This is a genomic window from Rhodopirellula europaea 6C, assembly GCF_000338295.1.
In the GTDB taxonomy this organism is placed as follows: domain Bacteria; phylum Planctomycetota; class Planctomycetia; order Pirellulales; family Pirellulaceae; genus Rhodopirellula; species Rhodopirellula europaea.
This window is the reverse complement of sequence record NZ_ANMO01000074.1, coordinates 1-26,655: the sequence shown is the minus strand read 5'-3', so window position 1 is coordinate 26,655 and position 26,655 is coordinate 1. Positions and strand designations below refer to the sequence as shown.

At 54.9% G+C, this 26,655-nt stretch carries 19 protein-coding genes; 9 read left to right on the top strand and 10 right to left on the bottom strand.

Features of this window, described 5'->3' with window-relative positions; translation table 11 throughout:
- Window positions 1-333: 333 nt before the first annotated feature.
- From RE6C_RS06245 to RE6C_RS06230, 4 genes are all read left to right on the top strand, one after another.
- Complete coding sequence (locus RE6C_RS06245) at window positions 334-1,737, top strand: ammonium transporter (RefSeq protein ID WP_008654867.1); 1,404 nt, start codon at window positions 334-336, stop codon at window positions 1,735-1,737.
- A gap of 353 nt (window positions 1,738-2,090) precedes the next feature.
- Window positions 2,091-2,438, top strand: a complete 348-nt coding sequence (locus RE6C_RS06240; protein WP_007327264.1) for a P-II family nitrogen regulator — start codon at window positions 2,091-2,093, stop codon at window positions 2,436-2,438.
- Window positions 2,439-2,530: 92 nt separating this feature from the next.
- Complete coding sequence (locus tag RE6C_RS06235; RefSeq protein WP_008654863.1) at window positions 2,531-3,391, top strand: sialate O-acetylesterase; 861 nt, start codon at window positions 2,531-2,533, stop codon at window positions 3,389-3,391.
- Window positions 3,384-4,523, top strand: coding sequence for a cellulase family glycosylhydrolase (locus RE6C_RS06230; protein ID WP_008654861.1), 1,140 nt, complete (start codon window positions 3,384-3,386; stop codon window positions 4,521-4,523). The genes RE6C_RS06235 and RE6C_RS06230 overlap by 8 nt, the downstream gene beginning before the upstream one ends.
- Before the next feature lie 435 nt (window positions 4,524-4,958).
- On the opposite strand, the gene rimI is transcribed toward RE6C_RS06230, so the two are convergent.
- From rimI to RE6C_RS06205, 4 genes are all read right to left on the bottom strand, one after another.
- Entirely contained in the window at window positions 4,959-5,435 is a 477-nt protein-coding gene (gene rimI, locus RE6C_RS06220) for a ribosomal protein S18-alanine N-acetyltransferase (protein ID WP_007327259.1), read from the bottom strand.
- A gap of 275 nt (window positions 5,436-5,710) precedes the next feature.
- Window positions 5,711-6,400, bottom strand: a complete 690-nt coding sequence (locus RE6C_RS06215; protein WP_008654859.1) for a glycosyltransferase family 25 protein — start codon at window positions 6,398-6,400, stop codon at window positions 5,711-5,713.
- A 7-nt stretch (window positions 6,401-6,407) separates the two neighbouring features.
- Complete coding sequence (locus RE6C_RS06210; protein WP_008654858.1) at window positions 6,408-7,781, bottom strand: glycosyltransferase family 2 protein; 1,374 nt, start codon at window positions 7,779-7,781, stop codon at window positions 6,408-6,410.
- A 9-nt stretch (window positions 7,782-7,790) separates the two neighbouring features.
- Window positions 7,791-8,261, bottom strand: a complete 471-nt coding sequence (locus RE6C_RS06205; RefSeq protein ID WP_236617980.1) for a hypothetical protein — start codon at window positions 8,259-8,261, stop codon at window positions 7,791-7,793.
- A 158-nt stretch (window positions 8,262-8,419) separates the two neighbouring features.
- Here RE6C_RS06205 and RE6C_RS06200 point away from each other — a divergent pair, with 158 nt between their 5' ends.
- A complete protein-coding gene (locus RE6C_RS06200; RefSeq protein WP_008654856.1) occupies window positions 8,420-9,937 on the top strand; it encodes a C1 family peptidase in 1,518 nt (505 codons plus the stop codon).
- On the opposite strand, the gene RE6C_RS06195 is transcribed toward RE6C_RS06200, so the two are convergent.
- The 3 genes from RE6C_RS06195 to RE6C_RS06185 all read right to left on the bottom strand — a co-directional run bounded on the left by RE6C_RS06195 (window position 9,938) and on the right by RE6C_RS06185 (window position 17,005).
- Entirely contained in the window at window positions 9,938-15,373 is a 5,436-nt protein-coding gene (locus tag RE6C_RS06195) for a bifunctional serine/threonine-protein kinase/formylglycine-generating enzyme family protein (protein ID WP_008654855.1), read from the bottom strand.
- Between the two features lie 139 nt (window positions 15,374-15,512).
- A complete protein-coding gene (locus RE6C_RS06190) occupies window positions 15,513-16,223 on the bottom strand; it encodes a class I SAM-dependent methyltransferase (protein WP_008654853.1) in 711 nt (236 codons plus the stop codon).
- Between the two features lie 5 nt (window positions 16,224-16,228).
- Window positions 16,229-17,005: a 3-keto-disaccharide hydrolase gene (locus RE6C_RS06185; RefSeq protein ID WP_039961352.1), complete on the bottom strand. Its 777-nt coding sequence runs from the start codon at window positions 17,003-17,005 to the stop codon at window positions 16,229-16,231.
- Window positions 17,006-17,519: 514 nt separating this feature from the next.
- Here RE6C_RS06185 and RE6C_RS06180 point away from each other — a divergent pair.
- Window positions 17,520-18,086 carry a MaoC family dehydratase gene (locus RE6C_RS06180; protein WP_236615744.1) on the top strand — a complete coding sequence of 189 codons (567 nt, stop codon included), beginning with the start codon at window positions 17,520-17,522 and terminating at the stop codon, window positions 18,084-18,086.
- 45 nt (window positions 18,087-18,131) lie between these two features.
- On the opposite strand, the gene RE6C_RS06175 is transcribed toward RE6C_RS06180, so the two are convergent.
- Both RE6C_RS06175 and RE6C_RS06170 read right to left on the bottom strand, forming a co-directional pair.
- Window positions 18,132-19,619: a GMC family oxidoreductase gene (locus RE6C_RS06175; RefSeq protein ID WP_236617979.1), complete on the bottom strand. Its 1,488-nt coding sequence runs from the start codon at window positions 19,617-19,619 to the stop codon at window positions 18,132-18,134.
- Window positions 19,620-19,624: 5 nt separating this feature from the next.
- The gene (locus RE6C_RS06170; protein ID WP_008654848.1) at window positions 19,625-20,428 is read right to left on the bottom strand and encodes an MBL fold metallo-hydrolase; all 804 of its coding nucleotides are present in this window, start codon (window positions 20,426-20,428) and stop codon (window positions 19,625-19,627) included.
- Between the two features lie 260 nt (window positions 20,429-20,688).
- Here RE6C_RS06170 and RE6C_RS06165 point away from each other — a divergent pair, with 260 nt between their 5' ends.
- Window positions 20,689-22,203 (top strand): sodium/glutamate symporter, encoded by a 1,515-nt coding sequence (locus tag RE6C_RS06165; RefSeq protein ID WP_039961335.1) that lies wholly within the window; start codon window positions 20,689-20,691, stop codon window positions 22,201-22,203.
- Between the two features lie 135 nt (window positions 22,204-22,338).
- Window positions 22,339-23,952 carry an amidophosphoribosyltransferase gene (locus RE6C_RS06160; protein ID WP_008654844.1) on the top strand — a complete coding sequence of 538 codons (1,614 nt, stop codon included), beginning with the start codon at window positions 22,339-22,341 and terminating at the stop codon, window positions 23,950-23,952.
- A gap of 84 nt (window positions 23,953-24,036) precedes the next feature.
- Here RE6C_RS06160 and RE6C_RS06155 read toward each other — a convergent pair whose 3' ends face one another.
- Window positions 24,037-25,167 carry an NAD(P)-binding domain-containing protein gene (locus tag RE6C_RS06155; protein ID WP_008654842.1) on the bottom strand — a complete coding sequence of 377 codons (1,131 nt, stop codon included), beginning with the start codon at window positions 25,165-25,167 and terminating at the stop codon, window positions 24,037-24,039.
- Window positions 25,168-25,378: 211 nt separating this feature from the next.
- On the opposite strand from RE6C_RS06155, the gene RE6C_RS06150 reads away from it, so the two are divergent.
- Window positions 25,379-26,302 (top strand): sugar phosphate isomerase/epimerase family protein, encoded by a 924-nt coding sequence (locus RE6C_RS06150; protein ID WP_008654841.1) that lies wholly within the window; start codon window positions 25,379-25,381, stop codon window positions 26,300-26,302.
- Window positions 26,303-26,655: the final 353 nt, after the last annotated feature.

Sequence of the window (26,655 nt, the reverse complement as noted above, 5' to 3'; positions counted from 1 at the left end):
ACACTTCTTTGCTTTTGGCCCAATGTGTGCCAATAGCTATTCTCCGAAAAGAAGTGCTTCCCAAAAGGACAACGCACGACTCACGAGCGATTCAGGATGGCCCGGGCAGGAGTTGGACGGTGGACGGCGGCGCAGCACTTGGTTCGAAACGATTCGGCATGGTGAAAGATTCACTTTGGCAATGGGTGCCGAAGGCAACGTGTCGTGTCACACCAACTGTCTTACGAGAAGGAAGACCACATGAGTTCGATCTCAGCATTTACAACACAAGAGTTTAGCGGCGGGCCGACAAGGTTCCGCTTTGCTTGGCTCACAATGGTTCTCCTTGTGGGGATGATGGGGATCGGCGGTTCACTCGCGTCGGTAGCTTCGGCTCAGGAAGAGCCAGCGGCTGCAATGGATACTGCAGAAGTCGCCGACGCGGGTGACGCTGATTCAGAGGAGCCCGCGGCAGACGCGGGAGTAGGGTACGCCTTCGACAATGGCTTCCTGTTTCTCTGTGCCGTTCTGGTCCTCTTCATGCAGGCCGGCTTCGCCATGGTCGAAGTGGGACTGAACTCCTCCAAGAACACCATCAACATTCTCTCCAAGAACTTGATGGATTTGTCCGTCGGAGCGTTGTTGTTCTTCTTCGTCGGCTTCGGGTTGATGTATCCCGGCAGCTACGGCGACGTCACGAACGGCTACTTCGCTTTCGGTGGTACCGGGATCTACGACTCCAGTCCTGACCAAACATTCTCACCACAAGTCGACTGGTTCTTCCAAGCCGTCTTCGCCGCAACCGCCGCAACAATCGTTTCGGGTGCTGTTGCCGGCCGCATGAAATTCAACGCTTACTTGGTTTACAGTGCCATCCTCACCGGCTTGATTTACCCGATCAGCGGTTTCTGGAAGTGGGGCGGCGGATGGTTGATGCAGTTCGGTGAACAATCCGCCGACGGCAGCTTCGCCATGGGCTTCCAAGACTTCGCTGGTTCGGCTGTGGTTCACGCAGTCGGTGGTTTCGCTGGCTTGGCCGGTGCAATCTTCCTCGGCCCTCGCCTGGGTCGCTACACCGCCGAAGGCAAGAGCGTTCCATTGCCAGGTCACAACGTTGCTTTCGCTGCTCTGGGTGTGTTCATCCTGTGGGTGGGATGGTACGGATTCAACCCTGGTAGCCAATTGGCTTTCCAATCGTCGGCTGATATTGACGCAACCGTCTTCATCGCTGTGAACACCACACTCGCCGCTGCTGCCGGCGTCATTGTTGCAACCGCTGTTTCCTGGGGCCTGTTCGGCAAACCAGACTTGACCATGGGCCTGAACGGTGCACTGGGCGGATTGGTTGGTATCACGGCTTGCTGTGACGCAATGAGCAACTCGATGTCGATCGTTGTCGGTGCCGTCGCCGGCGCCTTGGTCGTACTCAGCATCGTTGTCTTGGACAAAGCCAAGATCGACGATCCAGTCGGTGCTTTCCCTGTCCACGGTGTTTGTGGTGTTTGGGGCTGCATGGCTCTCGGCATCTTGCCAAACGCTCACCTCGAATCTGGTTCGACCAGCTTCATGATTCAATTGATCGGAACCGCTTCGATCTGTGCTTGGGCCTTCATCACCATGTCGGTCGTCTTCGGTGTTCTCAAAGCTGTAGGCATGCTGCGAGTTTCGCCTCAAGAAGAACAAGCAGGCTTGGACATCAGCGAGCATGGAATGCACGCTTACCCATCGGACGCCGTCGCTGGCGGCTCGGTGGTTTAGTTCTACCCACCGCAGTGATGTCGCCGGATGTGCCGTTACACACCCGGCGGCGTCGCAGCGCGGTGCTTTTGAACTTCTCGGCTCTTGCCTGGGCCAGAAGAAGCCCCAATGGTCCGTGACAGGTGTCCGCCTCACCTGTTGCGGATCGGGGTCTTTTTTTTGCGCCCTCGGTGGTTTTCTCACCCGGTCTACGCGAAAAACATGCGATCGTCTAAATTCAGCGATTGGCGATCGATGCCATCAGCTTTCGGTCAGCGATCAGGAGCGGACCTGATTGCCGAAAGGGCACTTTCCCCGCCCGCTCGATTGGCTTGCTCGAATCGCCCGCTCGCGACTTCTGGTTTGTACCGTCCATGAAATTGATCATTGCCATCGTTCAGCCTTCCAAATTGGACGCCATCAAAGAGGCGTTGACCCGCGTGGAGGTACACCGCTTGACCGTCGTGGATTGCCAAGGGTTTGGACGTCAACGCGGCCAAACCGGATCCATGCGTGGTCGCGATTATGGCGTCAGCCTGCTACGTAAAGTGCAATTGCAAATTGGCGTGAACGAAGAGTTCGTTCAACCAACCATTGACGCGATTTTGGAAGGCGGCCGAAGCGGAGAGAGCGGCGAAATTGGCGATGGAAAGATCTTCGTCCTACCAATGGACGACTGCGTCCGGATTCGAACCGGCGAACGCGGTGGCGAAGCGATCTAGCTTTCCAAACGCCTGAACTTGACCTGTCTCATGATCCAAACCTTGAGTCACTGAGGATGGTATCATCGCCTTTCCACTTGAAAGGACCCAAAATGCCATCCAAATTGCCCTGCCAGCTCGTCTTAGCCCTCTGCCTTCCAATTCTTGTCGGCATCGCGTTTCCGTCCATCGGAACCGCCCAGGAAGACGCCCCGCCCGATGCGGAAGCCAGCGTTCCGGAGCAACTCCAGCCGACGGACCTTCATCTTTTTCTGTTGGCCGGCCAGTCCAATATGGCTGGACGCGGAAAGATCTCCGACGAAGACCTTCAACCTCACCCGCGAGTACTGGTCCTCAACAAAGCGGGTGAATGGGTCCCAGCGGTCGCTCCGCTTCACTTCGACAAACCCGGGATCGCAGGCGTCGGCCTCGGCCGAACTTTCGCGATCGACTACGCCGAGCAAAATCCGCAAATCACGGTTGGTCTGATTCCATGTGCTGTCGGCGGTTCATCACTGGACGCATGGCAACCGGGTGGTTTCCACAAATCGACCCAATCACATCCCTACGACGATTGCATGAAGCGGATGCGGCAAGCGTTGAACGCGGGCGAATTGAAAGGAATCCTATGGCACCAAGGCGAATCGGATTCGACCCCTACCAAGTCGAAAACTTACCAATCCAAACTCGATGAACTGTTCGAGCGATTCCGGAAGGAATTCGACTCACCCGACGTTCCGATCGTGATCGGGCAACTCGGACAATTCCCCGAAAAACCCTGGGATGAATCCCGCCAACTGGTCGACCAGGCTCATCAAACTTTACCCGAGCGAATGACGAACACCGCCTTCGTTCATTCGGATGGCCTGCAACACAAAGGCGACCAGACTCATTTTTCTGCAGAAGCCTATCGCGAATTTGGACGTCGATACTTCCGGGCCCATCAACAACTCACTGGTGCATCCGATGAATGATTCCCCATCCTGGATCGCGCCGTCTGCAAAACTCCTTATCTCGCTGATACTCACGTCGACATTCGCGGTCACCTGCCAAGCCCAACAACCGCTGCGACGACTGCGAGTCAGTGACGATGGCCAAACGTTCGTGAAAGAAGGCTCAGAGAAACCATTCACGATTTGGGGAGTGAACTACGATCACGACGAGTCCGGTCGCCTGCTAGACGAATACTGGATCGATGAGTGGGACAAGGTGGTCGAGGACTTTGAAGAGATCAAACAACTTGGAGCCAACTGCGTCCGCATTCATTTGCAGCATGGGCTCTTCATGCGAACGCCCGACAAAGCTTTGCCCGCCCAAGCCGAGCAACTCAAACGATTACTCGAACTCGCTGACTCAAACCAACTGTACTTGGACATCACCGGCTTGGCTTGCTACCACAAAGCCAATATCCCCCACTGGTTGGGCGAACTGGATGAAACAGAACGCTGGAAAGCACAAGCAGTTTTCTGGTCCGAGGTCGCGAAAGTTTGCGCGGACAGCCCGGTTGTCTTCTGTTACGACTTAATGAACGAACCCATCCTGCCCGGCGATCAACCCGAGTCGGATTGGTTGGCGGGCGAGCTCGGCGGCAAATTCTTTGTGCAACGTCTGGCTTTGGACCGCAGAGGCAGAAGTCGTGAAGAGATCGCTGAAGCCTGGGTCAACCAAATGGTCGACGCCATTCGCGAGCATGACTCCGACACGATGATCACCGTCGGCGTGATCCCGTGGGTGTTCGCATTCGGCGGGGGAAAGCCACTGTTCTATTCGCCCGCCGTTGGCGAACGCCTGGACTTCGCATCCGTTCATTTCTATCCCGAAAAAGGAAAGATCGATCACGCTTTAAAATCATTGCAAGCTTACGAGGTTGGCAAACCGTTGGTTGTTGAAGAGATGTTCCCACTGAAAAGCGGAATCGACGAGCTGACCACATTCATCCTTGAATCCCAATCACATGTCGACGGATGGATCAGTTTTTACTGGGGGGCAACTGCGAAGCAACTTCGGGAGAAAGATGACGCGGGAATCGCCGAAGCAATCACCGCAAACTGGCTCGATGCATTTCACGAACTCTCCGTGAAGATTCGAGGCACGCCCAGTCGTTGAACTTGCTCACGTGTCGTCGCTCTACAATCTCTCGCTTGAATCAGTTGCCGAAAAAGAGGTTCCAGAAGTAGCACCACACAACAACATCTTCATCCAGATGACGAGTCCGTTCCTGCGGGATTCGACGCCAGAAAGATTGCTACGCCAGAAAGATTGCTGCGCCAGAAAGATCGTGAATGAATCCGACTAGTTCGTGACGATGCACCGAGAAACGCGCCCTCGTGCTGAACATCCAACCTCGGACGTCGGACGAACACGACGCCCAAACGCTGCCCGCTGATATTCAACGGTGTATCCCCGGAACGAACGAAAAAAGAGCAGTTGGAAACCGAACTTAGATCCGCCACGCAATAGGTTGCGAGGCATAAAAAAGGCGTTGGCCTTTGCAAGCCAACACCCTTTTCATTGATTCAGAAACTGCGAACTCGAGCCAGATCAGCCGGCCATGCGAGTGATTCGGTTGTGGGGTGCAGCCAATTCTTCCGCGGTGGGTTGGTAGCGAAACTGCATCAAGTATGCATCTTCGGTCGCGTCGTCGTAGAAGTCACGCAAGACTGAGATGGCTTTGAAGCCAAGTGACTTGAAGAACAATTGTGCTTCCAAGTTCGTCTCGCGAACTTCCAACATGATTCGGTTGCGACGCTCTTGGGAAAGCTTGCCCAACAACTTCCGCATCATCGTGTTCCCGATCCCGCGACGACGATAGTCGCTGTGAACTGCAAAGTTCAAAATGTGCAGACGATTTTTGTGCAATTCATAGATCATGAACCCAGCGACGCGTTCATCACACTCGGCCACCATGCCGATGCAATTGCGTTGGCGGAGACAGCGGATGAAGTCATCCTCGGACCAAGCGAACTCAAAGCAGTTGGTCTCAATCCCCAAGACATCCGGCATATCGCGGCGAATCATCCAGCGGATATGTGCGGCCTGCCCAGTCGAACTCAGGCCAGTTTTTTGCGTGTTTTCCACGTCGGACTCCCTTCCGGTTCTGTGAAGATCGCATCGCCGTTTGCGGGGGCCTTCCTGGCTCACCGGCGATGAGGCCAAAATTAGCAGAACCCTTTGATCGCACCAAGATGAAATTTCATTCCGAATTTTCGCATTCAAGATGGCAACCGAGGCAAACTAAGGCGGCATATACAAAGATTAGCGAATCTACGCAGCGTGGCATCGCATATTGTCGATTAATCAGGCGTCCGATTGTTTTGGTTCCAGGACACATGATCAATCGCCATTCGCACGCTTTCCAAACGATAGTCCGGAGCAGTCAGTGGAGGATCGTGCTCGATGACAAAGCTCGCAATTTCATCGCTTTGATGAGCCAATTGCCAATCAACTTCTTCCACCGATGGCAGAAAACGAGCAAGGAATGGCCGATTGACAATGTAGCTGTATGCACCAGTGATCTGGTTGGGCGGACAGAGCAGCAGATGTGGAGCGACGAGACGATTCAGATTCGCTTGGCTGGAAAAAAGCGGATTGGTGTAGGACAAATGACAAAGATCCCACTCAATTTCTTTGGGGAATTCAATGTCGTTTAAAAGACGAAAGAAATTTGGGTGAATCGTGACATCGTCCTCGAGGACGATGATCGGCAGCTGACCCTCAGTTCGATCGTAGAACTGAAGGTGCGACAGCGTGCACGCCGCAGTTCCCCACATATGCCGCAGATCCGTTCGCCAGCGTCCCTGCAGCACGTCAGGAAGTCCTCGATGTTCGAAGTCTTCCGTCTCCGGCGTCTTCGCTTGGATGATTTGCGAATTCCGAAAACCGGCACGTCGCAAATGTTGCTCGATTTGGTTGACTCGGTCATGTGACTGCTCGTCGAGCGTGCTGATGACAAAGGTCGGTGTGTCTTCGTCAATGTTTTTCATGAACGACTCATCGAACGATCGCGAATTGTGTCAACGATCGAGCATTGCCATGCACAACCGGTATCAAATGTCCGGATCGATCGACGACACGTCCGTCTGGCGTGACACGAACCTCGCCACGTTGACGGTCGTGCACGCAGTAGTTCCAGTCCTCCGGTACTTCGATCCATCGTGTGGAGTCGTTGTGGCAGTAAAGGTTCAGCGCAGTTTGGTCGCCCCAATCCGTGGTCCCGCGAAGCGCGTTGTCTCGCAATCGAATCGCTTCGCCAAAATATTGGGTTAGAGTTCGAGCCGTTCCGGCGCCGAAACCGCTGTTGAGAAACGGATTGGAAGCAAACAGCTCAAATACACGTCGCCGCATCGACGGATTCTGAATCGTTCGCGTCCATCCGCGAATGGCATTGTTGAAAGGGAAACCTCGAGGTTCCCTGACCGCCAGAATCTTGTCCGGATACTGTTGGGTGTGCTGCCAAAGTGCATCCAGTCGGCCTTGGAACAGCACGTCGCCCGCATCCCAATATGCCACCGGCGTTTCGGCGGGCAGCCCAGAAGTAATGTCGCGGAAATCGACTAATCGTCTAACGGGAGGAAGTTGTCCGTTGAAAGGCCGGCGAATGAAACGGACATTCGGCAAGCGTTGAATCCGGTCGATTTCGCTCGGGTACAAACCGTATCCGACAACGATGACTTCTTGATGGTTGCCAGCAGCCCGAAGTGTTCGCAAAAACACATTCTGAAATCGATGAACATCACGGCGATTGAACGCGACCAAAACTTTCGCGTTCTTGATCGCGTCCGGGTTGTACGAACCCCGCAAGGATTCCGCCGACGACGAGTCGCCCAATTCGCAGCATCCCCAGGAATGCTTGGGCGACATGTGCCAAGCTTTTGCACCGTTTAGATAATCGATTCTCGCACCGCGACGGCGGACATCCTCGCACCGGCAAAGACATTCGCACTTCCCAGGTTCCCATCGAAACGGATCTCGCTGCACCGCCGATCGGCGAAACAACGTTGCCCCCATCGCCACGTGCCGCGATTGCCGATGTGCTGATGATTCCCCCAGGTAGTCTGCCGCAAACGCTCCGTAGTTTGATCGTGCGATCAATCCATGATGCAAACGTGAGATGCAATCTTTGGCGAGAACCACATCGTCATCCAAAAACATCAGGAAGTCAGAATGCGATCGCCGGACCGCCTCATTTCGCGTTCGAGCAATCGTGGCAATCCGACTGGCGTCGCCAGCGAGAGGCCTGCCGACAACACGATGCACGTTCAATCGAACGCCGACCTGCGAGTTGATCGCGTTGCGAACCGAATCATTTAGCGGGCCGTCGTCTCGCGTCAACAACGCCAGATCGATCGAAGGCAAGGAATTCATTTATCCGCCTCAATGACAACCAGCCGTGTTCCCTGGCGGATCCATGTTGTAGTGGTTGACCGACCGATCCTCCGGAAGCGGTGGATAAAACTCAGCGCTTTCCGCCGCCGTCATGCCAGCTTCCATTTCAAGCAGTGACTGCGCCTGCTCTCGAACAAAAAGAATGCCTTCCACCTTCGTGCGATCCAACATCAAATTGGCTTTCTGTCCGAGCTGCACGCCTTCGAACCACTCTCCTTTTTCGAAATCAACATCCGTCGTCGACTTGGGCACGAACAAAGACTTCACATCGAGCGGAAAGAAGGTCCGCTTGATCGAAAGCTTTGGCGACAACTTTTGATGAGCTACGACCAGCATCGGATGAGTGCCATCGTCACACGTTTCAAACGAGATGGTGGCGAGCTCAGGAAACCGAGGCGGAATAGAAATCGTGCCAGACAAAGCCATGGCGCGAAGTTGCGTGGGACTTTTACTCATCATGTTGGCCTCGGGTAAGATACTGATGGACGGTTCGCTAGCCCCACTGACATGGAAGGCTATTCCTTTTCGACACCGCGTGCAAGTTTCCAAGCACGTGTTGAACAAGAACGCGCGAACGTTTTTCGATTCTTTCCGCCGATCTTCATTTTGGTGAACTCATGCGTCTGCGTCTCTGGTTGGTCTGCCTCGCATTGGCCTACAGTTCATTCTGCCAACTTGATTTAGCCGCTCAAGCCGAAACCAATTCCGGTGTGCTGCTGATACCCGAGGACGTCTACGACCAAATCCCGACGAGAGCCGTTTCTCGAGCGACGTTGGCTCCCACGACGGAGTCACCCGAAGCCGTCAGCCAAGCGGGCGGGCTCAGCGACGTCGCACCTTTGCCGGACGTTCCGCCGGGCGACGGTCCCCTATTGATGCTCCCCCAAGCAGACGCGATGTACAGCGCAGCACCTGGGATCGATCAAAACTGGGGACCGGACGATTCCATTGAGTTGCCCGACCAAGTCGACCTACGCGACTATCTTCCAACTCCGGGAAAGCAATCTCAGAACGATTGCGTGGCATGGGCCGTCGCCTATTCAGCCTACTCCTGTCAAATCGGCCAAGAACGTCGACGCAAGCCAACGTTTGCCAGCGACCAATTCAGCCCCAAGTACGTCTACGACAATCTCTCCAGCAACGGCGGTGGCTTGACCATCCTTCAAGCCGTCAATTTCTTGAAGCTGAACGGTTGCGCATCCCGAGCAAATCTGGACACACCAAACGGGCCGATCTCATCCAACGCCGTCGTCGAAGCCAACACCTTCAAATTGCTGGACAACGCCCGGGCACGCAACCTGAACGATATCAAGTTGTACTTGTACGAAGGATATCCGGTTGTCCTAGTCGTTCGAATGAAGGCCGATTTTCGCGACGACGCGGCGTTGTCCTCTCCCTATGTTTGGACCAACGACTCATCGGACGATGTGAACCACCACGCTGTCACGGCCGTCGGCTACGACAATCAAAAGCAGTCGCTGCTGCTAATGAATTCGTGGGGTACGCAATGGAAAGACCAAGGGTACTGCTGGGCATCTTACGACAACTTCACGACGATCGACCAAAACAATTGGTGCGCGGAAGCTCACGTGTTGAAGGTCAAGAAAAGTGCCCCCTTCGATGCCTGGATGGCCGATCAAGATAGCGACAATCCAGCCAATCCGTTCGTTCAGCGACCACCGATTGTCTGGCGTCACTTTTCATTGAAAAACGACCGAAAAGTTTACGAAGGCAACCAAATCATCTCGCCGGCCTCGTGGAAAGTCGACGGCTTGGCGTGCAATAACAAAAACCTGTTCCTTCTTGCTCGTGACCAAACCGTCTACCAAATGAACGATGACCTGTCTGGTGTGAGCTGGTCGCATCTCAGTCGATCGCCACTGGACAACGAAAAGGTGTGCATGATGGCCGCTGCGAAATCGCAAGCCCTTCATGTATTGACAGACAATCAAACGCTCTACAAATACGAATCCGCGTCTGCGAATTGGTTGAACGTCCCACTACCACGAAACAACTTGAAACCGGTCGACCTGCGTACGATCAACGACAAAATCCAAGTGATCACGGACAAAGGATCGGTCTACCAACAAAAGCCAAATGGCGAGTGGGACGAATTGAAACGCATTCAGCCGTGATCACTCGGCCTCGGCTTCTTCTACCTTCAACGTCCGAGCGACACGAAACCCAAGATAGGGATGATACGTGTAAAGCTTTTCTTGTTCTCGTTTGGCCGATCGCATCGTTGTTGGAATGTAGAAAACGGCACTGCCTCGAGCGACTCGATAAGCAGATTGGTTGTCAATTAGACCATCGCTATTGTCGACAATCATCCGTTTGTCATGACGGCGCGATGAATCATGTGTTTCGCACCACTCCATCACATTGCCGAGCGTATCGAACAAGCCAAACGAGTTGGGAAGCAACTGCCGCACCGGTCGGAACAGAACCTGAGCTGACTGAGCAGAGCTCTCCGTCGTCCAAGCGTATTGCGGTAACAACTCGGGATCGTACCCGTAGTAACGCGGCGTGTTTGTTCCCGCTCTGCATGCAAATTCCCACTCGGCTTCCGTCGGCAGCCGATACCCGGTGCGTTCTAGGAAGTTCTTTGGTCGCTTGATTCCTTCGGGTGATTGATAGTCGCGTTCAATCTCCTCGATCGATGGGTAACACATCTCCCACTCCGGAATGTGTTCCTGCTCGCTCAACCAGCGACAATATTTGATCGCACTAAACCATCCAACCGACGTCATCGGACAATCCGGCTGCGTCGTGTACTGAGTGGCATAACCTGTATCTGGATCAAAGCGACGGAATTGCTCCAGGGTCACTTCCGAATCCGAAATCGCAAATGATCGCGGGATTTTTGTCTGGATGGGGAATTCCAACGAATGATCCCGAAACAATTCGTGCCCGGGCGATCCCATCACAAAGTCAACAGGTCCGCGAAGATGGATCATCGTCTGACCTTGTCCATTCCGATTCCAAATCGGTCCGAACTCGCCATCGCCGGACTTCACTTCCCCCGACTGCAATTCAACTTGTGGTGAATCTGCCAGATCGATCCTCTCAGTGACAGCGTCCCAGCCCCACCGATTGGTCAGGTAGCGACAGATAGAATGCAGCGACGCGTTTGGATGTTTCGTCCCCCAGTCCTCGATCATTGCTCGCAGCGTTTGCAACTCGTCCGCAGGCAACTGTTCCGGTCGGTAACGAGCCAACGCAGCGATCAATGCAACGCGACGGGACATGTTGGATTCGGTGCGAAGTTGTTCCAACAACAAGGACGGCGGCACACTCAATGATGCCATCCGATCGATCAAGAAGGATCGCAACCGAGGATCGCTTGAACTCTCAAGTGCTTTCCAAAGGTGGCTGGCAGATCCCAGCCGCGTGAGCGCCACAATGGCATTGGCTTTCCGACTGGCAACATGGTCTTTTTGCTCGTCGGAAACAATCGGACGGCTCCAGACAGACGCTGCAACGGTCTCGTCGCCATCTTCCACCAATGACAAACTGGTCAGTCGAAACCCGTCTGCAGCCAATTCTTTCGATTTCGCTAGATGTTCGCCCGATGGCAATCGATTGAGGGTCCGTGACTCATGGGTCCAACCATTCCACCAAACTCCCGAATAACTGATCGTGTCTTCGTCGAATTCGCCGGGCGGATTCAAACGAATATCGGTTTGATACTTTTCAAGCTGCAACCGCGATTGAAAATGGTAGGGACTGTCGTTCCAGGTATCCTCGGCCATCGGAGACGACACCAATCGATGACGAACGGAACTGTATCGATCGTTTCCGCTGGAATCACGCCGCTTCAGATTGGACTTCGGCACAAAACCACCTTGGATGAGAGGCCCCCATCCCTTCGATTGATGCTCTGAATCAGCAAGTTCCAAGTAGATTTTCGCGTCAATCGTGTCGTGTGGCAATTCCGTCCAAAGAACCCCGTATTTCTGAAGTGCATCTGATTCTTCAGTCTCACCGGACGTCAGGTCAGCTGGGATGGCAGTCACGTCGCAGGGAAAGTACAAGTCGTCACGCATTGCCTGCTGGAGTGTATCGATCGATTCTCGGTCAACACCGGGAGTGAATTTCCAGTCCAGCCCATCTCGTTTAAAGGCGGCAGCCAAATACGGTTGACCCTCCATCGCGTAAACGCGAATGCATTCAGGTCGATACGAACTGCGCTGCAAGGATCGAGCGATCTCCTCAAAATCATCGAGTTGACACTTTTGAATCATTGCGAAATCTTGGGTGACAAACCCGTCCAGCGACTGGATCTGATTGGTCAGTTCCGTCCCAACTTCCTTGAATGATTCGCGTGGAGTCTCGTCGATCCACTTTGGCTTGGCCTCCAGCATCAATTCATCGTTGAGCGATTGCGAGACGTAACCTGGGCTCTGCATTGCTACTGACAACAGCAATTCAAATTCGTCCTTCTCTGCGACGACGAGCAGGTCCTTCAGGATGGGATCGAGCGGCTCGATGCATTTCGAGATCAAAAACGCCGCATTCAATCGAACGTCTCTGTCTTGTTCGGATGGGTCACCATCAGTTGATGGACCAAAATATTCCGAAGCGGGCTGAACGATGTGCTGGGCGATTTTGGTGAAGCCCGGCGTGAGCTCACCAACTCGCGTTGGGTTCTGGTTCACGATGGCTTCCACCAACCGCGGGGCATGAAGTTTCCACTGCGAGTTCTCGGCGTCCAACTGTGACAGCATCCACGCAAATCGCAGTTGTTGGTCTTCGTCCAACACCTGAGATTGATATCGCGACCAAAGCATCTCTTTCGCGGTTTCGGAGTGCAGTCGAAGCCGTTCGGCGATCACACCCAGCGTGTCAGGTCCTGATTGTGGGATCGCATCGACCAATGGTTTGACCTGCGCGGGGTCGTCCTGCACCAACGCCAGTCTCGCCGCCAGAACCTCTCGCGGTGTCTTGTTCGAATCCTCCAGAACCGCTTTCAAACGAGGATGCGTCTCGTCTCGCATCGATTGAATGGTGTTGATCACATTCGGCATCATTTCCATGTCGGCTGCCAACAAACGAGACACTGTTGAATCCGTTTGTTGTTTTGCCAAACGATTGGACATGTCCTTGTTGATCGCTGCGGCGGCCAATCCCGCGATCAACAGAACGATTGCGGCGATCGCCCAACGTGTTCCGTGATAGCGAGCCGACGCGGCCATGAGTTTGGACTGGTCTCCAGTCCGTTGAGCGGCCTGCGTTAACGCGAGAAAACGAAGGTATTCCAAACCGCTGGGCAAGAATCGGTTTTCACGATTGCTCTTCCAGTACTCGGTGAGATCGTTCAAACGAAGTCGAGCCCGGCCTCGAACGGTTTGACGATCACTCTGAGTCAACCAATCACGAATGGGTTCCACCAAGAAGTCGTGTGTCAGTTGATAGCATCGCAGGGTCGAATCCGATTCAACGCCATCCATTGCCGCCGTTGGTGTGATCAATCGAAGCTCTCCATCAAGAGCTTCGATCAACTCTTCAAAAGTTTCATCATCCAGCGATGCAACCTGCTGAATCCGGTCAATGTCTTTCATTTGCCCTTTGATCTTCATGCCGCGATCAGGCAGCAATTCAGCCAAAACTGCTTTCGCGGGATCACGCAGACGACGATGGTGCGGCGATGCGTTTGATCCTTCAAACGTTGATTGCAGATACCCGATGTCGATGCCTTCGGTGCCACCAAATTCCGCCAGCGTCTTCAAATTCCATTCGCGTCCCTTCAACATTTGCGCCAAAACGGCTAAATGAATTGAGATGACCTTCCCACTTTCTTGAACGGCGTCGACGATGGAATCGATGAACTTTTTTTGCTCGTTCGTGATTCGACTCAAATCATTGGGCAGGCAACCATACGCTCGACCAAATTCGGTCAAGACATAGCGTGCGTGACGCAAGTCGAAACGATCCACCGCGATGCAGTTGACGTCTTGAACCAGTCGCAAATCCAATTCGTGAAAGAACTGAGTGGCAGGCATCCAAAAGTCGTCTCGGATCAACAGCATGCATTGCACGTTGGCTCCGTCACACTGCCGGATTGCATCGACAAGCACCTCGTCTCGAATTTTTGGATGGGCGTGCAACCATTGTTCGAATTGGTCCACGATGACCAACACTTTCTTGCCGCCGCTAACGCCTTTTTTTCGCAACGACGACATTGCGCCGATGAGCGTTGACTCAGCCGCCGTGCTCGAGTCCAGCTTCTGGAGAGCCGAGAGCAGCCGTGATTCGGTGTGCTTCGCATTGGCTTCCACGAGGACGACTTCGACCGATGGGTCCAAGAGCGGAACCAATCCAGCCTGCATCAGCGAAGACTTTCCCGAACCAGACGGCCCATAGATCAATGCGACGCGAAAAGCATCTTCGGCTTCGCGAGCATCGATTCGAATTTTGAGCTGGCGCAGAACTTCGGGAACTCCCTGCGCGTCTCGGGCACCCGGAACCAATTGCAAAAAGAACCGACGGTCGTGTCGATCAAACGCTCGCAGACCTTTTGGGATGACGCGAGATTCTGAATCATCTCCCTTCGCATTTGCCTGAACGCCGGGCGGTGCCCACTGATCGGCAGCCGACACAAACTCAGCCGATAGATCATCGGTGTGGTCAATTGTGGTTTCATCCAGCTGAAACGTGCGAAGATCGGCAGCCATCGCAGCGGCGTTGGGATAACGATCCGACACCCGTTGGGCCAATGCCTTCAAACAGATGCGTTCGAGCTCGACCGGCAGTTGCGGGTTGAACTGCCGAAGCGGCGTTGGCTCGGCACGAACGATGTCTTGCAACAATTGTTGGCTCGATCCACCACCGAATGGCCGGCGACCAACCAGCAGTTCATACAGCACAATCCCCAACGCGAAAATGTCGGCGCGACCGTCGACGAGGTGCCCCTCACCGCGAGCCTGCTCTGGACTCATGTAGGAATAGGTTCCGATCAGTACCCCAGCTCGGGTCGGACGCGGGGCGTCGTCACTCATCGCCAGCCCAAAATCCGTCAACCAAGCCCGATCCTGCGTGTCGATCAGGATGTTGCTTGGTTTGACATCGCGGTGCACCAAACCGTTCGAATGGGCGTGGTCCAAAGCATCGGCAATGGATGCGGTCCAAATCAGACCGTCTTCCAGCGTTGGCTTCGTTCGAAGGATTCGCTCCCGAAGATCGACGCCCTGGATGAATCGCGAGACGACAAAGAACGGAAATTGGTCCGATTTACCTACATCATAAACCGGAACGATATTGGGGTGATCCAACTTCGCGACCATCCGTGCTTCAGATGACCACTGAAATTCATCGCTGGCGTCTTCCAACGACCGCAACGGAACTTTGATTGCAACGTCGCGATTGAGCGACTCATCTTTGGCTTGGAACACCGAACCAAAGCCACCGCTGCCAATCCGTCGAACGACCCGATATCTCCCAATCCAATCTGGAGTTTCCATCTTGGGCAACGCCTTGCCCGACGCGATGGTCGCATCAACCTGCGACGTCTCCGAGGGAGGCTGAGTCTTGCCAGGCTGAGTCGCGTCTGGAAGGTCCGATTCGGAAGTCAAACCTTCATCCTCATTGAAAGTGCCAACAAACCGCGGATGGTGGGATGCACCGAGTTCCGCAGGTGTCTAGCTTACCCCACTTCGACATCCAAAGTGTTGTGTTGGCACGAAAAGGAGACGGTGAGAACTTTCGACCGAACTACGGACGACCGAATCGCAGAAAGTAATTCTCGTCAAAGCCATCCAGCTTGACTTCTTCTCGAAACACAAATCCAGCTGCTTCGATCTCTTCGCGGAATGTTTCCTTGCCGGCTCGCACGTGACCCATCGTCCATTCTCGGGACTTGCCTTCGATTCGCTCGAAGTCGATCACAACCAGTTGCCCACCGGGCTTCATCGCATCGAAGATCGACTTCAACGAATTCGCGGGATACTCGAAGTGATGGTAAACATCACATACAAACGCCGCCGTGATGCTGTTCGGCGGAAGACAAATGTCGTCGGGCAATCCGAGCACGGGTGTGACATTGCCGAGACGTTTCAATTCGGAAATTCGGCTCACACGCTGGACAAACTTGGGCGCGATATCAATCGCGAAAACCCAGCCGTCTTTTCCGACGGCATCGCTGAACGGTTCCACAAACAAACCGGTCCCGGTGCCAATGTCCGCCACCTGATCGCCGGGCTTCAATTTCATTGCCGCGACGATCTCGTCTTTGGCCGCGTAGACTTCGCGGCTCTCTACTTCAAAGCGTTGCAACCAAGCATCGACGTCCAATTCGGGATCCAGGAAAGCATCGTTGATGCCTGGATTGATCGAATCAGTCACCGTTTTCTGTGCCTGCAAATTGTTCGCAGGTACATAACAAATCACCGCGAGAATCGCGATGCAAAAGCGTTGCAACGTCATCGTTTTCAGTCCAATGATTTGAAGCGGATGTTTTTGAACTCAGCCCACATTGGTTTGCCAGCGTGCAGTTGCAACGCCAGTTTGCCATCGAGCAATGCCAACTCAGGTTGCTCGTCGGTGAAGTCGAGGATCAGCTTTCCATTCATAAAGTGCTGGATGTGGTTGCCTTTGCCAATGATGACGACTTCGTTCCAGCCATCCAAGTTAAACAGCTCTTGGAACTCGGCTTCATCCATGAAGTTCTCCAGGACTTTCTTCTTTCCGTCCTTCCAAACAGCCTTTTCGCCGACCATGCAAATACGGCCGCGACGTCCGCCTTCGTCGTAGATGAATCCCGCGATGTTGGGGAACTTCATCTCGTTGCGAAGTTCGTGCTGGTACCCACGGACGACCCATTTGTTGCGAGCTGATTTGTCGGTGATGTGCTTGGATCGATATTGAATTCCCGAGTTGTTGGTCGCGTTGCAACGGAACGACAGGCGAACTTCGAAGTTCTTGGTGTTGCCGTCTTCCCAGATCAGAAACGTGTTGCCGTTGGCTTTGTTTTCAGGGGTGGTTTCGCCATGGATGACGCCATCGCGAACCGACCACAAGCGATCATCGCCGCTCCATCCGGTCAGATCTTTGCCGTTGAAGATTGAAGTCAAACCGCTTTCGGCGGGTGCGGTGACGGGCGATTCGGCGCGAACGGAGACGACATTGGCCAAAGCCATTGCGAGGCAAAATGCAATCGTCGTCAACTTGTTGGGAGCCAGGGTGTTTGCGAAAAGCAATTTCGTCATCGAGGTGGGATCCAAAGGGAGGGAGGGGAAGGCGAAGATCAAATTTGATGCTCGAGAGTATGATTGAACGGAACGCCGTCGCCAACCATCGGGGCTTTCGCGGTCAGAATTCTTGGTTCGCTGAGAGTTTGCCGCCATGAGGCGAAACTTGTCGTCTGAAGAACCGCAGTCAGGATCCGCAGTCAGAATCGCCGGCGGCTGACCAATCCCAACGAGCCCAAAACGGCGTTATCGAAATGATTTCTCGCCCTGAAAACATGCCCGCATAGTTCGCCCAATCGCCTCAGGCAGATTGTCTTGAGCAGCGTTTGGCATATTCTAAGCGAATGCCTGGTCCCAGAATTGCTTCGTGCAATTCTTTCGGCCAAAGTGCCGCCTAGGCGAACCATGGGTTCGACTCGCATGGTTGCGAGGCCTGAACGATCTGCACCGGCCGCTGCTGACGCGGGGCCAACCGACGGACTTTGGTCCGAGAGGTTCACGGTGGAGTACTTTCAAACAAGGAATGATGCCAATGTCCGATTCGACTCCAATTCAGAATGCGATCATCCCATCGCAGAATGTGACTCGCCCGGACCCAGTCGTCATCGCGAAAGATTCTCCGGAACCGACCGAGACGCTCTACTGTGAAGACCTGCAAGTTGGCGATGAGTGGCTGAGTCCCTGGCGAACCATTTCAGCAAACGATGTCCGAGCGTTTTCTGAGCTGACGGGCGACTTTGATCCACTGCATGACGAAGACGAGAACGGCGAGAGCCTCATGCCGAAGTCCCCGTTTGGTCGACCGGTCGCACACGGGTTGTTGGGATTGAGCGTGCTGGCGGGTTTGTCGACTGAATATCCACGAGCCGCAACGTTGGCATTGGTATCGGTCAGCGATTGGAACTTCGACAATCCGGTCTTCTTCGGCGAACGAGTTCGCGTGGTCACGACCGTCGAATCCACCGAAGCCCACGGACGTCGAGCGGCAAAGGTCACATGGCATCGCCAATTGATCAGCGACGATGGCCGAACTTTGCAACAAGGCAAATTTGTGACCTTGGTCGCTTCGAACAAACGCTACCGTCGACAACCTCGCTGATACAAATCACCGGCGACACTTCCGCCTGCCGGACAACCAGCCGAGCTATTCACGGCTGAATCGTTCCGCGGCGAAGCAAGCCAGCGTTGCAAGCGTGGCGGTCGGATTACCGGTCGTGGGCTCTGCCAAGACCGACGCATCCACGATTCGCAAGTTGGACATTCCGCGAACATAGAAGTCGGAGTCCACGACGCTTCCTAGGGCACAAGTTCCGGCGGGGTGATAAAGCGTTTGTGAATAGCGGGCCATCGCCGCACAAATCGCATCGTCGGTTTGTCGCTTTGCCCCCGGAATCATCTCGGATCGAAGCCACTGGTCGAGTCCCGATTGCTTCACCAGCCCACGGACCCAGCGAACTCCTTCGAGCAACTCGACTCGATCACGATCATGGTTCCAATACCCAGCATCGATGATCGTCTCATCGGCACTCCATCGAATGCGACCTCTTGATCGCGGACGCGTCACGTTGACGCCGATGGTCATCGCCCCGCGCCGGGTGTCTTTGGGGAACCGAAGGTAATCGGTTGGTGTCACGTGCAATTGCCATCGTTGCTCCGCATCCAGGCCACCACACTCGGCAATGTTGCAAGCGATCGGACCGCCGCCGGTGTGTTGCCACTGCGCCAAAGCCGACATTTCAGGCATTGCGTCGGAGAACGCGCAACCATCGTGAGAATGAACAATGGGCATTATTAGATGGTCGTGCAGGTTGCCACCGACATTTGAATCATCGACCCCACTTCGATGCAGCAAAGTTGGCGACCCGATCGCGCCGAGTGCCGAAACAACTTCGACATCCTTTCCGACTGAACTCGTGCCTCCGTCAGCCCATTCAATCCCGGTGACCGTGCCATCCTCGATTCGCAGCGACGACACGCTAGCTCGGATGATTCGAATCAGATTCGCCGCATCGGGATTGGCGCGTTGCAAATCCGCGATGGCATTGGCCGCCGTCCATCGCCGTCCGTTTCGATTCAGCCGATCGTAGACGTGGAATTCTTGATCCGAATCGTTCGATACAACATCCAAAAACGCCCGGCTGGTCGGACTGATCCAACGAGCACGCTCGGGCCGAACGATTTCACGAGCCCGTTCGAAGGCCGCACGAAGTTGCCGCTCCGTGTCATCTTTCGTGTCTTCGTTCTGTGGACGTTCCGAAACAAGCGGCTGGGCCAACGATCGGAAGTCGGTATCGGTCGGCGGGAACCAAATCATCGAGTTGATTCGGCCGCTGCCACCCAAACCTTTTCCCCGTGGCCAAGGAATGGACCGACCAGCCAACTCGGCTGAGGGCTGAGTTTGGTAGTTGTAGTCCGCTTCTCCGCCAAGCAAACGCAACCAGCGAACCGGGCGTTGCTCATCGCTTTGAGGAACATCACCGCATGGAGCTTCGACAACCCACACGCGTGGAGCGTCAGAACCCGATCGAGATTGGAGTGATTTCGCTAGCTCATGAGCCAGGATCAGGCCGCACAAACCGCCGCCCAGAATCACGGTTCCGTTAGAAAACTGATCCGGTCGTTCCACCTCCATCGGTTTCATTCCGTTGGAGTTTGCAAACCCTCGGGCAGGATGCCTTGCTCGACTTCATCATCCCACTCGTTCATCAGCGGCCAATCTTCCGCGAGCGTTCCGAAATCGGCCATGTGCAGGTAGCCACTGACCCGCTCAATAACTTTGTCCAGCATCGCGTTGTCTTTCGCGAACACTGGGCCGTGGCTGGGTGCCAACCACTTCACATCGCTATCGCGGATGCGGGTGAGCGATTTGATGAACGAACGGATGTCGCTTCCGTGGTGAGCGTCGATCGCGCCGATGCAACCGTCTCGGTAGAGGTTGTCACCGGACAGAAGCACATCGCCGATGCGGAACGCCAGTTGGCTGTCGGTGTGCCCGGGCGTGTGCCAGACTTCGATTTCTTTCTTGCCGACGGTGATGATGTCCCCGTCGTTGATTTGGTTTTCGATCTCAACGGGCGGCATCGCCATCTTTAGGTTTTGCGCTTCGATCACCGCCAACGTTTTGAGGGTGTCGCCCGTTGACAGTGGCTCCACCGCGTTGGGATGCGCTGAGATGGTCGTCTTCAGGATTTGCTTGGCTTTGGCCAAACCCTGGATGTGGTCGACGTCGGCATGGGTAGCGACCAGCGTTTTGCAACGCGAAAGCGGAAAGTCCAATCCGCGAATGATTTCGACGAAGTCATCGACGGTCTCTTCGTAACCAATGTCGATCAGGATCCATTCATCGGAATCATGGACCAAGTAGACGTTGCACCCAAGCACTTCACCGGCTTGGAAGTTCAACTCGATCACGCCGGGAAACAGGGGTTTTCTTGCGAGCATGTTGGGTTGCGAAAAGACGGAGCGGACGGAGAAAAGCAGTCGCCGAGGCGGACTCCGGAGCGAATGTTGTAGGGCTAATCCCGGATTTTGTCACTGCCCATCTCGCACCCCAAATCGGTTCGAGTCACCTTGCGTGCACTCCGTCACCGGCGACACTGGGGCGACGCCTTCGGTGCGAGCCATGGTCGAGGGCCAGCGGTGCAAAACACACGCACGCGGCATCGGTGTCGACCGAGCCCGAAACTACCGGATTGAGGACCATGCTTCACGCCATCGTTTTTGTTTGCGCATTGTTGCTTGTTGGCGTTTGGTTGCGTCAACAAGTCGCATGGTTTCGGCTGGGATTGATCCCCGCATCCTTGATCGCCGGCTTTCTCGGTTTGGCGGTCATCCAGTGGTTTCGCTGGAATGAACGCGACACGATGGAGCCCATAGCATCCGCCCTGGGGCCTTGGCCTTCGACGCTGATCGCCGTCGTTTTCGCCGCGATGTTGCTAGGGAAAAGCGACAAGGATTCATCGTCGACCAACCGGCATTTGGTTCGAGACGTCATGCAACAAGGCCTGATGGTTTGGATCATCGTGCTCGGCCAAACCGTGGTGGGACTTTGGGTCACATGGTTGTGGGTCGGACCGCAGTTCGATTTGCCATCCTCCGCTGGCATGTTGATCGAAACCGGCTTCGCTGGCGGTCATGGCACCGCCGCGGCGATGGGCGACGTGTTCAAGCACGCTTCAATCGGTTGGGATGAAGGATTGGATTTGGGCGTCATGATGGCGACCGGTGGTCTGGTCTACGGATTGGTTTCCGGCATCGTTTGGATCCAATTGGCCGTCCGACTGGGATGGATCCAAGTTGAAAGTTCCACCGAGGATTCGACAACCGACACACCCAAAACCGAAAACGTTTCAAAAGAGCCACGGCCGAAAACACAATCCGAACCAGCTTCGCTAGGCCGGGCACGGATCGACGGGAGCGTGATTGATCCGCTGTTGTTGCAAATCATTTGGCTGGCACTCGCGATGGGCATCGGCGTCGCGATGCAGTCCGGCGTCGGCTGGGTCGCTGAAGCTTTCGGCACCGATTCGGCCGTCCAAGCCGCTGATCTGCCCCCGACTGAGCTGAACACGCCTGAGCTGTCTGCAGCTGAAACCGGCGAGCCTACCGATGCGGGTGAGTCTCAACTGCGATCTCGATTGACATTGGCCAGCATCGTTGGTTCGTTTCCTTTGTTCATTTACACTTTGTTCGGTGGCTTGATCGTCCGGTTGCTGCTCCGAGCGATTGGGCAAGTCCGATTGATTGACGAGACGACGATCCACCGGATATCCGGCACATCGATGGATTTGTTGGTCGTCGCCGCCGTCGCGACTCTAAATTTGGCCGCCGTGGCGTCTTTGTGGGTGCCTTTGGCCATTCTCTTCGTGGCCGGATCGATCTGGTCGACGTTTTGCCTGCTGTTTCTTTCCAGAAAAATCCTGCCCGCCGAAAAGTGGTTTCCTCTGGGGCTGATCAACTTTGGAATGTCGACCGGCACGACCGCGACCGGATTTGTGCTGTTGCGAGTCGTCGACCCCGACCTGAAGTCCGGAGCGGCCGAGAATTACGCGTTGGCGGCTCCTTTGTCAGCACCCTTCGTTGGCGGTGGCATGATCACCGTTGCGATGCCATTGGTTGTCCTTTCCCGAGTTTCCATTGTTTGGCCAGCCCTATTGCTGGCGACCTTGCTGGTGGTGCTGATCGTTCTGGGGATTCGATCGAGACGATCCCGCTGACCCTTCGAAACCGTTATTTGACCCGCCCGATTGGTGGCGGGTTTGGCAAACCAGGCAGTTCAGCGAATTGCGTTCTCGCCTCTCATCGGTAGACTGTAGTTTCCTCGCCCCAGCGATCACCTCATTGCAGATTTCATGGCTGAATTGAATCACGAATGCGGCGTTGCCGCGATCTACCACCTCTCTGGTCGCGGGCGCAGCCCGGTGTGCACGGACGATGGACCGCGACAAATTTCGCGTCTGTTGCCCCGCATGTTGCTCGACATCCAAAATCGCGGGCAACTTGCCGCTGGTATGTCGACCTTCGACCCTGATCGTCCCGCGCTACTGAAAACGCGTCGCGACGTCGGAACGGTGACCGAAGTCTTCCGCCTGAACCATCGGGCCAAAGCCGAATCGCTGATGAAATCGCTGGCCGGCCGCGCCGCGATCGGACACGTTCGCTACGCCACCTGTGGTGCCGATGACCGAAACTACGCTCAACCATTCGAGCGCCGGCACATCCACAAACGCAAATGGTTCAGCTTCTGCTTCAACGGGCAGCTGGCCAACTACACGCTTCTGAAGCAACGGTTGCTCGCCGATGGCGACCACCACCTGGCACTCGACACCGACACGGAGATCATTCTCCACGAGATCGCTCGCTTGCTTTCTCAGTCGCAAGAACGAGTTGACTGGATCGAGGTGCTGAAACAAGTCACTGCCGGTTTCGACGGTGCCTACTCAATGGCCTTGTTGACCGCAGAAGGCGAGATGTTGGTCGCTCGTGACCCACTGGGCATCAAACCCATGTGCTACATCCACGAAGGCCCGCTGTTCGCCTGTGCCAGCGAAAGCGTTGCACTTTTGAACCTCGGGTTCGAACCGGATCAAATCCGATCGTTGCCACCCGGTCACGCGATCTTGATCGATCCGGACGAAGGTTTCCGAATGGAACGATTCGCGGAACCGGAAACACCCAAGCATTGCTTCTTTGAGTGGATCTACTTCGCCAACGTCGCCAGCACACTGGATGACCGAAGCGTCTACCTTTCGCGAACCAACTTGGGACGTGAGCTGGCTACCGCGGAACGTGAGTTTGGTCGTGTTCCTTTGGACGATCCGGACACGATCATCGTCCCGGTTCCTGACACCAGCAAAGCTGCTGCGGACTCGATGGCCTATGAGTTGTCGATCCCATGCCGCGAAGGATTGATCCGCAACAGATATGCCGGTCGGACGTTCATCGAAGGTGGTCGCGCTCGCAAAGCCAAGGCGGCGGCGAAGTACACGCCGCTTCGCGAAGTCTTGCAGGGCAAACGCGTCATCCTGGTCGAGGACTCAATCGTGCGAAGCACGACCATGAACGCACTCTTGGATCGAATCCGTGACGTTGGCGGTGCAAAGGAAATCCATGTTCGTGTGGCTTGTCCGCCGATCGTTGCTCCGTGTTTCTACGGCATCGACATGAGCACGATCGATCAATTGATCGCACCCAAATACTTCTCGTTGACCGGCGAGTTGGACGAAGAATCGCAGCAACGGATGGCCGACGATCTCGGTGCCGATTCGCTGCAATACTTGCCAGTGTCCGCGATCGCACGAGCCATCAATTTGCCGGAGGAACACCTCTGTCAGGCCTGCGTGACCGGTAAGTACCCAACGCCGATTGGCCAGCACCTGTACCAGATCGCTTGCGACAATCGTGGGGCTCGAGTCAACAACCAACGCACGTACGAACAACTCGCTGCCGCGGTCGCGGGCCAGTGAGTGAGGCCGCTTGCAAATCAGCCTGGTTGCGATTCGGGCTGATTGCAGGGCGTAGAATTCGATCGAGAGCTTGATCGAAGAAGCTCAGCTCTCGGGGTTCATCTCAATCTGACGGTTCAACTCAGGCGACGCCGATGGCTTCGCCTGCGTCTTTGCCTCGGTGTTGCGACTGCCGATGCCATACTCCAAAAGGTGCTTGGTGATCTTCACTGCATGCACGTGGCAATTTTCCAAGAACACTTGATACTTGCTGCTCTGCGTGCCACCGACGGCGGTACCAGCGACGTAGACACCCGGCAATTCGGTTTCCATTGTCTCGTCGTCGTAAATTGGCTTGCCACCGGGATCTTCCATTCGGATCCCCAATTGCTTGAACAAGGTCTTGTCTTGTTCGTAGCCAATCAGCGTTAGCACGTCGTCAAAATGCATGTGCAACGTGTGATGCCGACCGTCGGGCAATATCTGGTCCAAGTCGACTCGCTCAGGTGTGATCGCGGTCACACGACTCTCAAACAACGCTTCGATCGCTTTGCTTCGAATCAGTCCATCGATCTCCGGACGCAGCCAGTACTTGATGCTCGTCTCAGGCAATTCCTCTCGGTGATAGCTCAGCGTGACTTTCGCGCCGACGCGGTGCAAACGGATCGCTGCTTCGACCGCACTGTTGCGACCGCCGACGATCAACACTCGGCGTCCGTGATAGTGGTGAGCCTCTCGCAAGTAACCATCGACGTGCGGTAAATCTTCGCCGGGAACATTCAATCGATTGGGATGGTCCGTTCCACCGATTGCCAGCACCACCGCCGATGCTTCGATCCATTTCGAACGGACGCGGACTTGCCAACGACGAGGGTCATCCGGGCGGGCTTCGATCTTGTCAACCTTTGAAAACGTTTCCACCGGAACACGAAACTGGTCGACAACACTTCGTAAGTATGTGAGATACTCTTCCCGACTCGCCTTCGCCTGGTCAATTGTGTTCAGCGGAACGCCGGCGATAGAGATACGGTCGTTGCTGCTGAACCATCGTGTTTGAGGTGCCCACCACGAGATTGTGTGTCCGAGCGGACCGGCTTCAAACACCACCGCGTCAATTCCGTTTCGACGCATCTCGATCGCCGTTTCGATTCCGATGGGCCCGCCACCAACCACCACCACGTCGCAAACGCGGTTGGGTTCATGCGGTGCAGGATCGATGGATTCAGATGGTTTCACGAGTCAGTCTGTGGTTGAACAATTGAATTGATTTCGCGAGATCACAATTTCAAACTCGCGAATCTCATTTTCGTGACGTGGCAACCGTCCGGAACGCGATGAATCCGATGACGATCAAACCCGCTATAGTTTAGCAAAATTCGGGTTGGTTCGAATCGTTTTTTGAATCACCGCTTGTTTCAACTCTCTGCCACCTGCACGAGCGATTCTCATGATGCAACTTGGTTTTGTCAGCGCCATCTTGCCGGAATACGATCTGGAAGAAGTCTTCGCCGTCGCGAGCCAGTGCGGCTACGAGTGCGTCGAGGTCATGTGTTGGCCGCCCGGGAAAGCCGAAAGGCGGTACGCGGGTACAACGCACATCGACATCAGTGACTTGACCGACAAACGCATCGAAGAGATCCAGTCGCTTTGCCAGCGGTACGATGTCGCGATTAGTTCTCTGGGCTACTACCCCAACCCGTTGTCGCCTGACGAATCCGAGTCAAAAGTCGCAGCGGAACATTTGATCCGGCTGATCGAGGCATCTTCTCAACTGGGAATTGGCCGAGTGACCACTTTCGTCGGCCGCGACCCGAAGAAAACGATCGATGACAACTGGCCCCGATTTGAAAACGTGTGGGGACCAATCATCGCAGCGGCCGAAAAATTCGATGTTCGCATCGGCATCGAAAACTGCCCCATGTTCTTCGGTGACGACGAATGGCCTGGCGGAAAGAACTTGGCGATCAGTCCGGCAGTGTGGCGACGAATGTTTGAAACGTTCCCAAGTGAACACTTCGGGCTGAACTACGATCCCTCACATCCAGTGTTCATGCACATGGATTACCTGACACCAATGCGAGCCTTCGCCGATCGATTGGTTCATGTCCACGCGAAAGATGTTCGTGTTGACCAAGTCATGCTCGACCAAGTCGGAGTGTTTGCCAATCCAAATGAGTGGCACACTCCGAAGCTACCGGGCCTTGGTCAAGTCGACTGGGGTCAGTTCTTTTCGATTCTGACCGACACCGAGTACAGCGGACCGGTCTGCGTCGAAGTCGAAGACCGGTCCTACGAAGGTTCGATCGAGAATCGAATTCGAGCCCTCAAACAAAGTCACGACTACCTTCGGAATTACTTGCCGAGGATGTAGCTTGTTGCCCCGAGCGGGGCAGTCGTGAGGACGCGGTGGGTGGATTGCAAAGTGCAAATTGATCAATGCAAATTGCAAAGTATTTCCGGTCTGGCAAGCCACCTGTTTCACCGACCTGCGATTGCCAATTTGCAATGTCCATTTTGCAATTTGCAATCACCTCGCCCCACATTGCGATCACGCCACATCGCCCCGGACGGGGCCGGCTTGGGAGAGGCAGCGTTGTTGCACCGCGTACGCGATCGCTTGAAAGTAAACTCGGTGCGATGAGACTTGGAAGTTGATCGCTTCCCGACGGAACAGTTTGGGACAACTGTTCTACTCTGGTGCTTATCACTTCCTCTCATCGCCCC

Bases quoted from the DNA above. Each gene is read 5' to 3' on its own strand.
- RE6C_RS06245 (WP_008654867.1), top strand. From the start codon at position 334: ATGATGGGGATCGGCGGTTCACTCGCGTCGGTAGCTTCGGCTCAGGAA.
- RE6C_RS06240 (WP_007327264.1), top strand. From the start codon at position 2,091: ATGAAATTGATCATTGCCATCGTTCAGCCTTCCAAATTGGACGCCATC.
- RE6C_RS06235 (WP_008654863.1), top strand. From the start codon at position 2,531: ATGCCATCCAAATTGCCCTGCCAGCTCGTCTTAGCCCTCTGCCTTCCA.
- RE6C_RS06230 (WP_008654861.1), top strand. From the start codon at position 3,384: ATGAATGATTCCCCATCCTGGATCGCGCCGTCTGCAAAACTCCTTATC.
- rimI (WP_007327259.1), bottom strand. From the start codon at position 5,435: ATGATTCGCCGCGATATGCCGGATGTCTTGGGGATTGAGACCAACTGC.
- RE6C_RS06215 (WP_008654859.1), bottom strand. From the start codon at position 6,400: ATGAAAAACATTGACGAAGACACACCGACCTTTGTCATCAGCACGCTC.
- RE6C_RS06210 (WP_008654858.1), bottom strand. From the start codon at position 7,781: ATGAATTCCTTGCCTTCGATCGATCTGGCGTTGTTGACGCGAGACGAC.
- RE6C_RS06205 (WP_236617980.1), bottom strand. From the start codon at position 8,261: ATGATGAGTAAAAGTCCCACGCAACTTCGCGCCATGGCTTTGTCTGGC.
- RE6C_RS06200 (WP_008654856.1), top strand. From the start codon at position 8,420: ATGCGTCTGCGTCTCTGGTTGGTCTGCCTCGCATTGGCCTACAGTTCA.
- RE6C_RS06190 (WP_008654853.1), bottom strand. From the start codon at position 16,223: ATGACGTTGCAACGCTTTTGCATCGCGATTCTCGCGGTGATTTGTTAT.
- RE6C_RS06185 (WP_039961352.1), bottom strand. From the start codon at position 17,005: ATGACGAAATTGCTTTTCGCAAACACCCTGGCTCCCAACAAGTTGACG.
- RE6C_RS06180 (WP_236615744.1), top strand. From the start codon at position 17,520: ATGTCCGATTCGACTCCAATTCAGAATGCGATCATCCCATCGCAGAAT.
- RE6C_RS06175 (WP_236617979.1), bottom strand. From the start codon at position 19,619: ATGGAGGTGGAACGACCGGATCAGTTTTCTAACGGAACCGTGATTCTG.
- RE6C_RS06170 (WP_008654848.1), bottom strand. From the start codon at position 20,428: ATGCTCGCAAGAAAACCCCTGTTTCCCGGCGTGATCGAGTTGAACTTC.
- RE6C_RS06165 (WP_039961335.1), top strand. From the start codon at position 20,689: ATGCTTCACGCCATCGTTTTTGTTTGCGCATTGTTGCTTGTTGGCGTT.
- RE6C_RS06160 (WP_008654844.1), top strand. From the start codon at position 22,339: ATGGCTGAATTGAATCACGAATGCGGCGTTGCCGCGATCTACCACCTC.
- RE6C_RS06150 (WP_008654841.1), top strand. From the start codon at position 25,379: ATGATGCAACTTGGTTTTGTCAGCGCCATCTTGCCGGAATACGATCTG.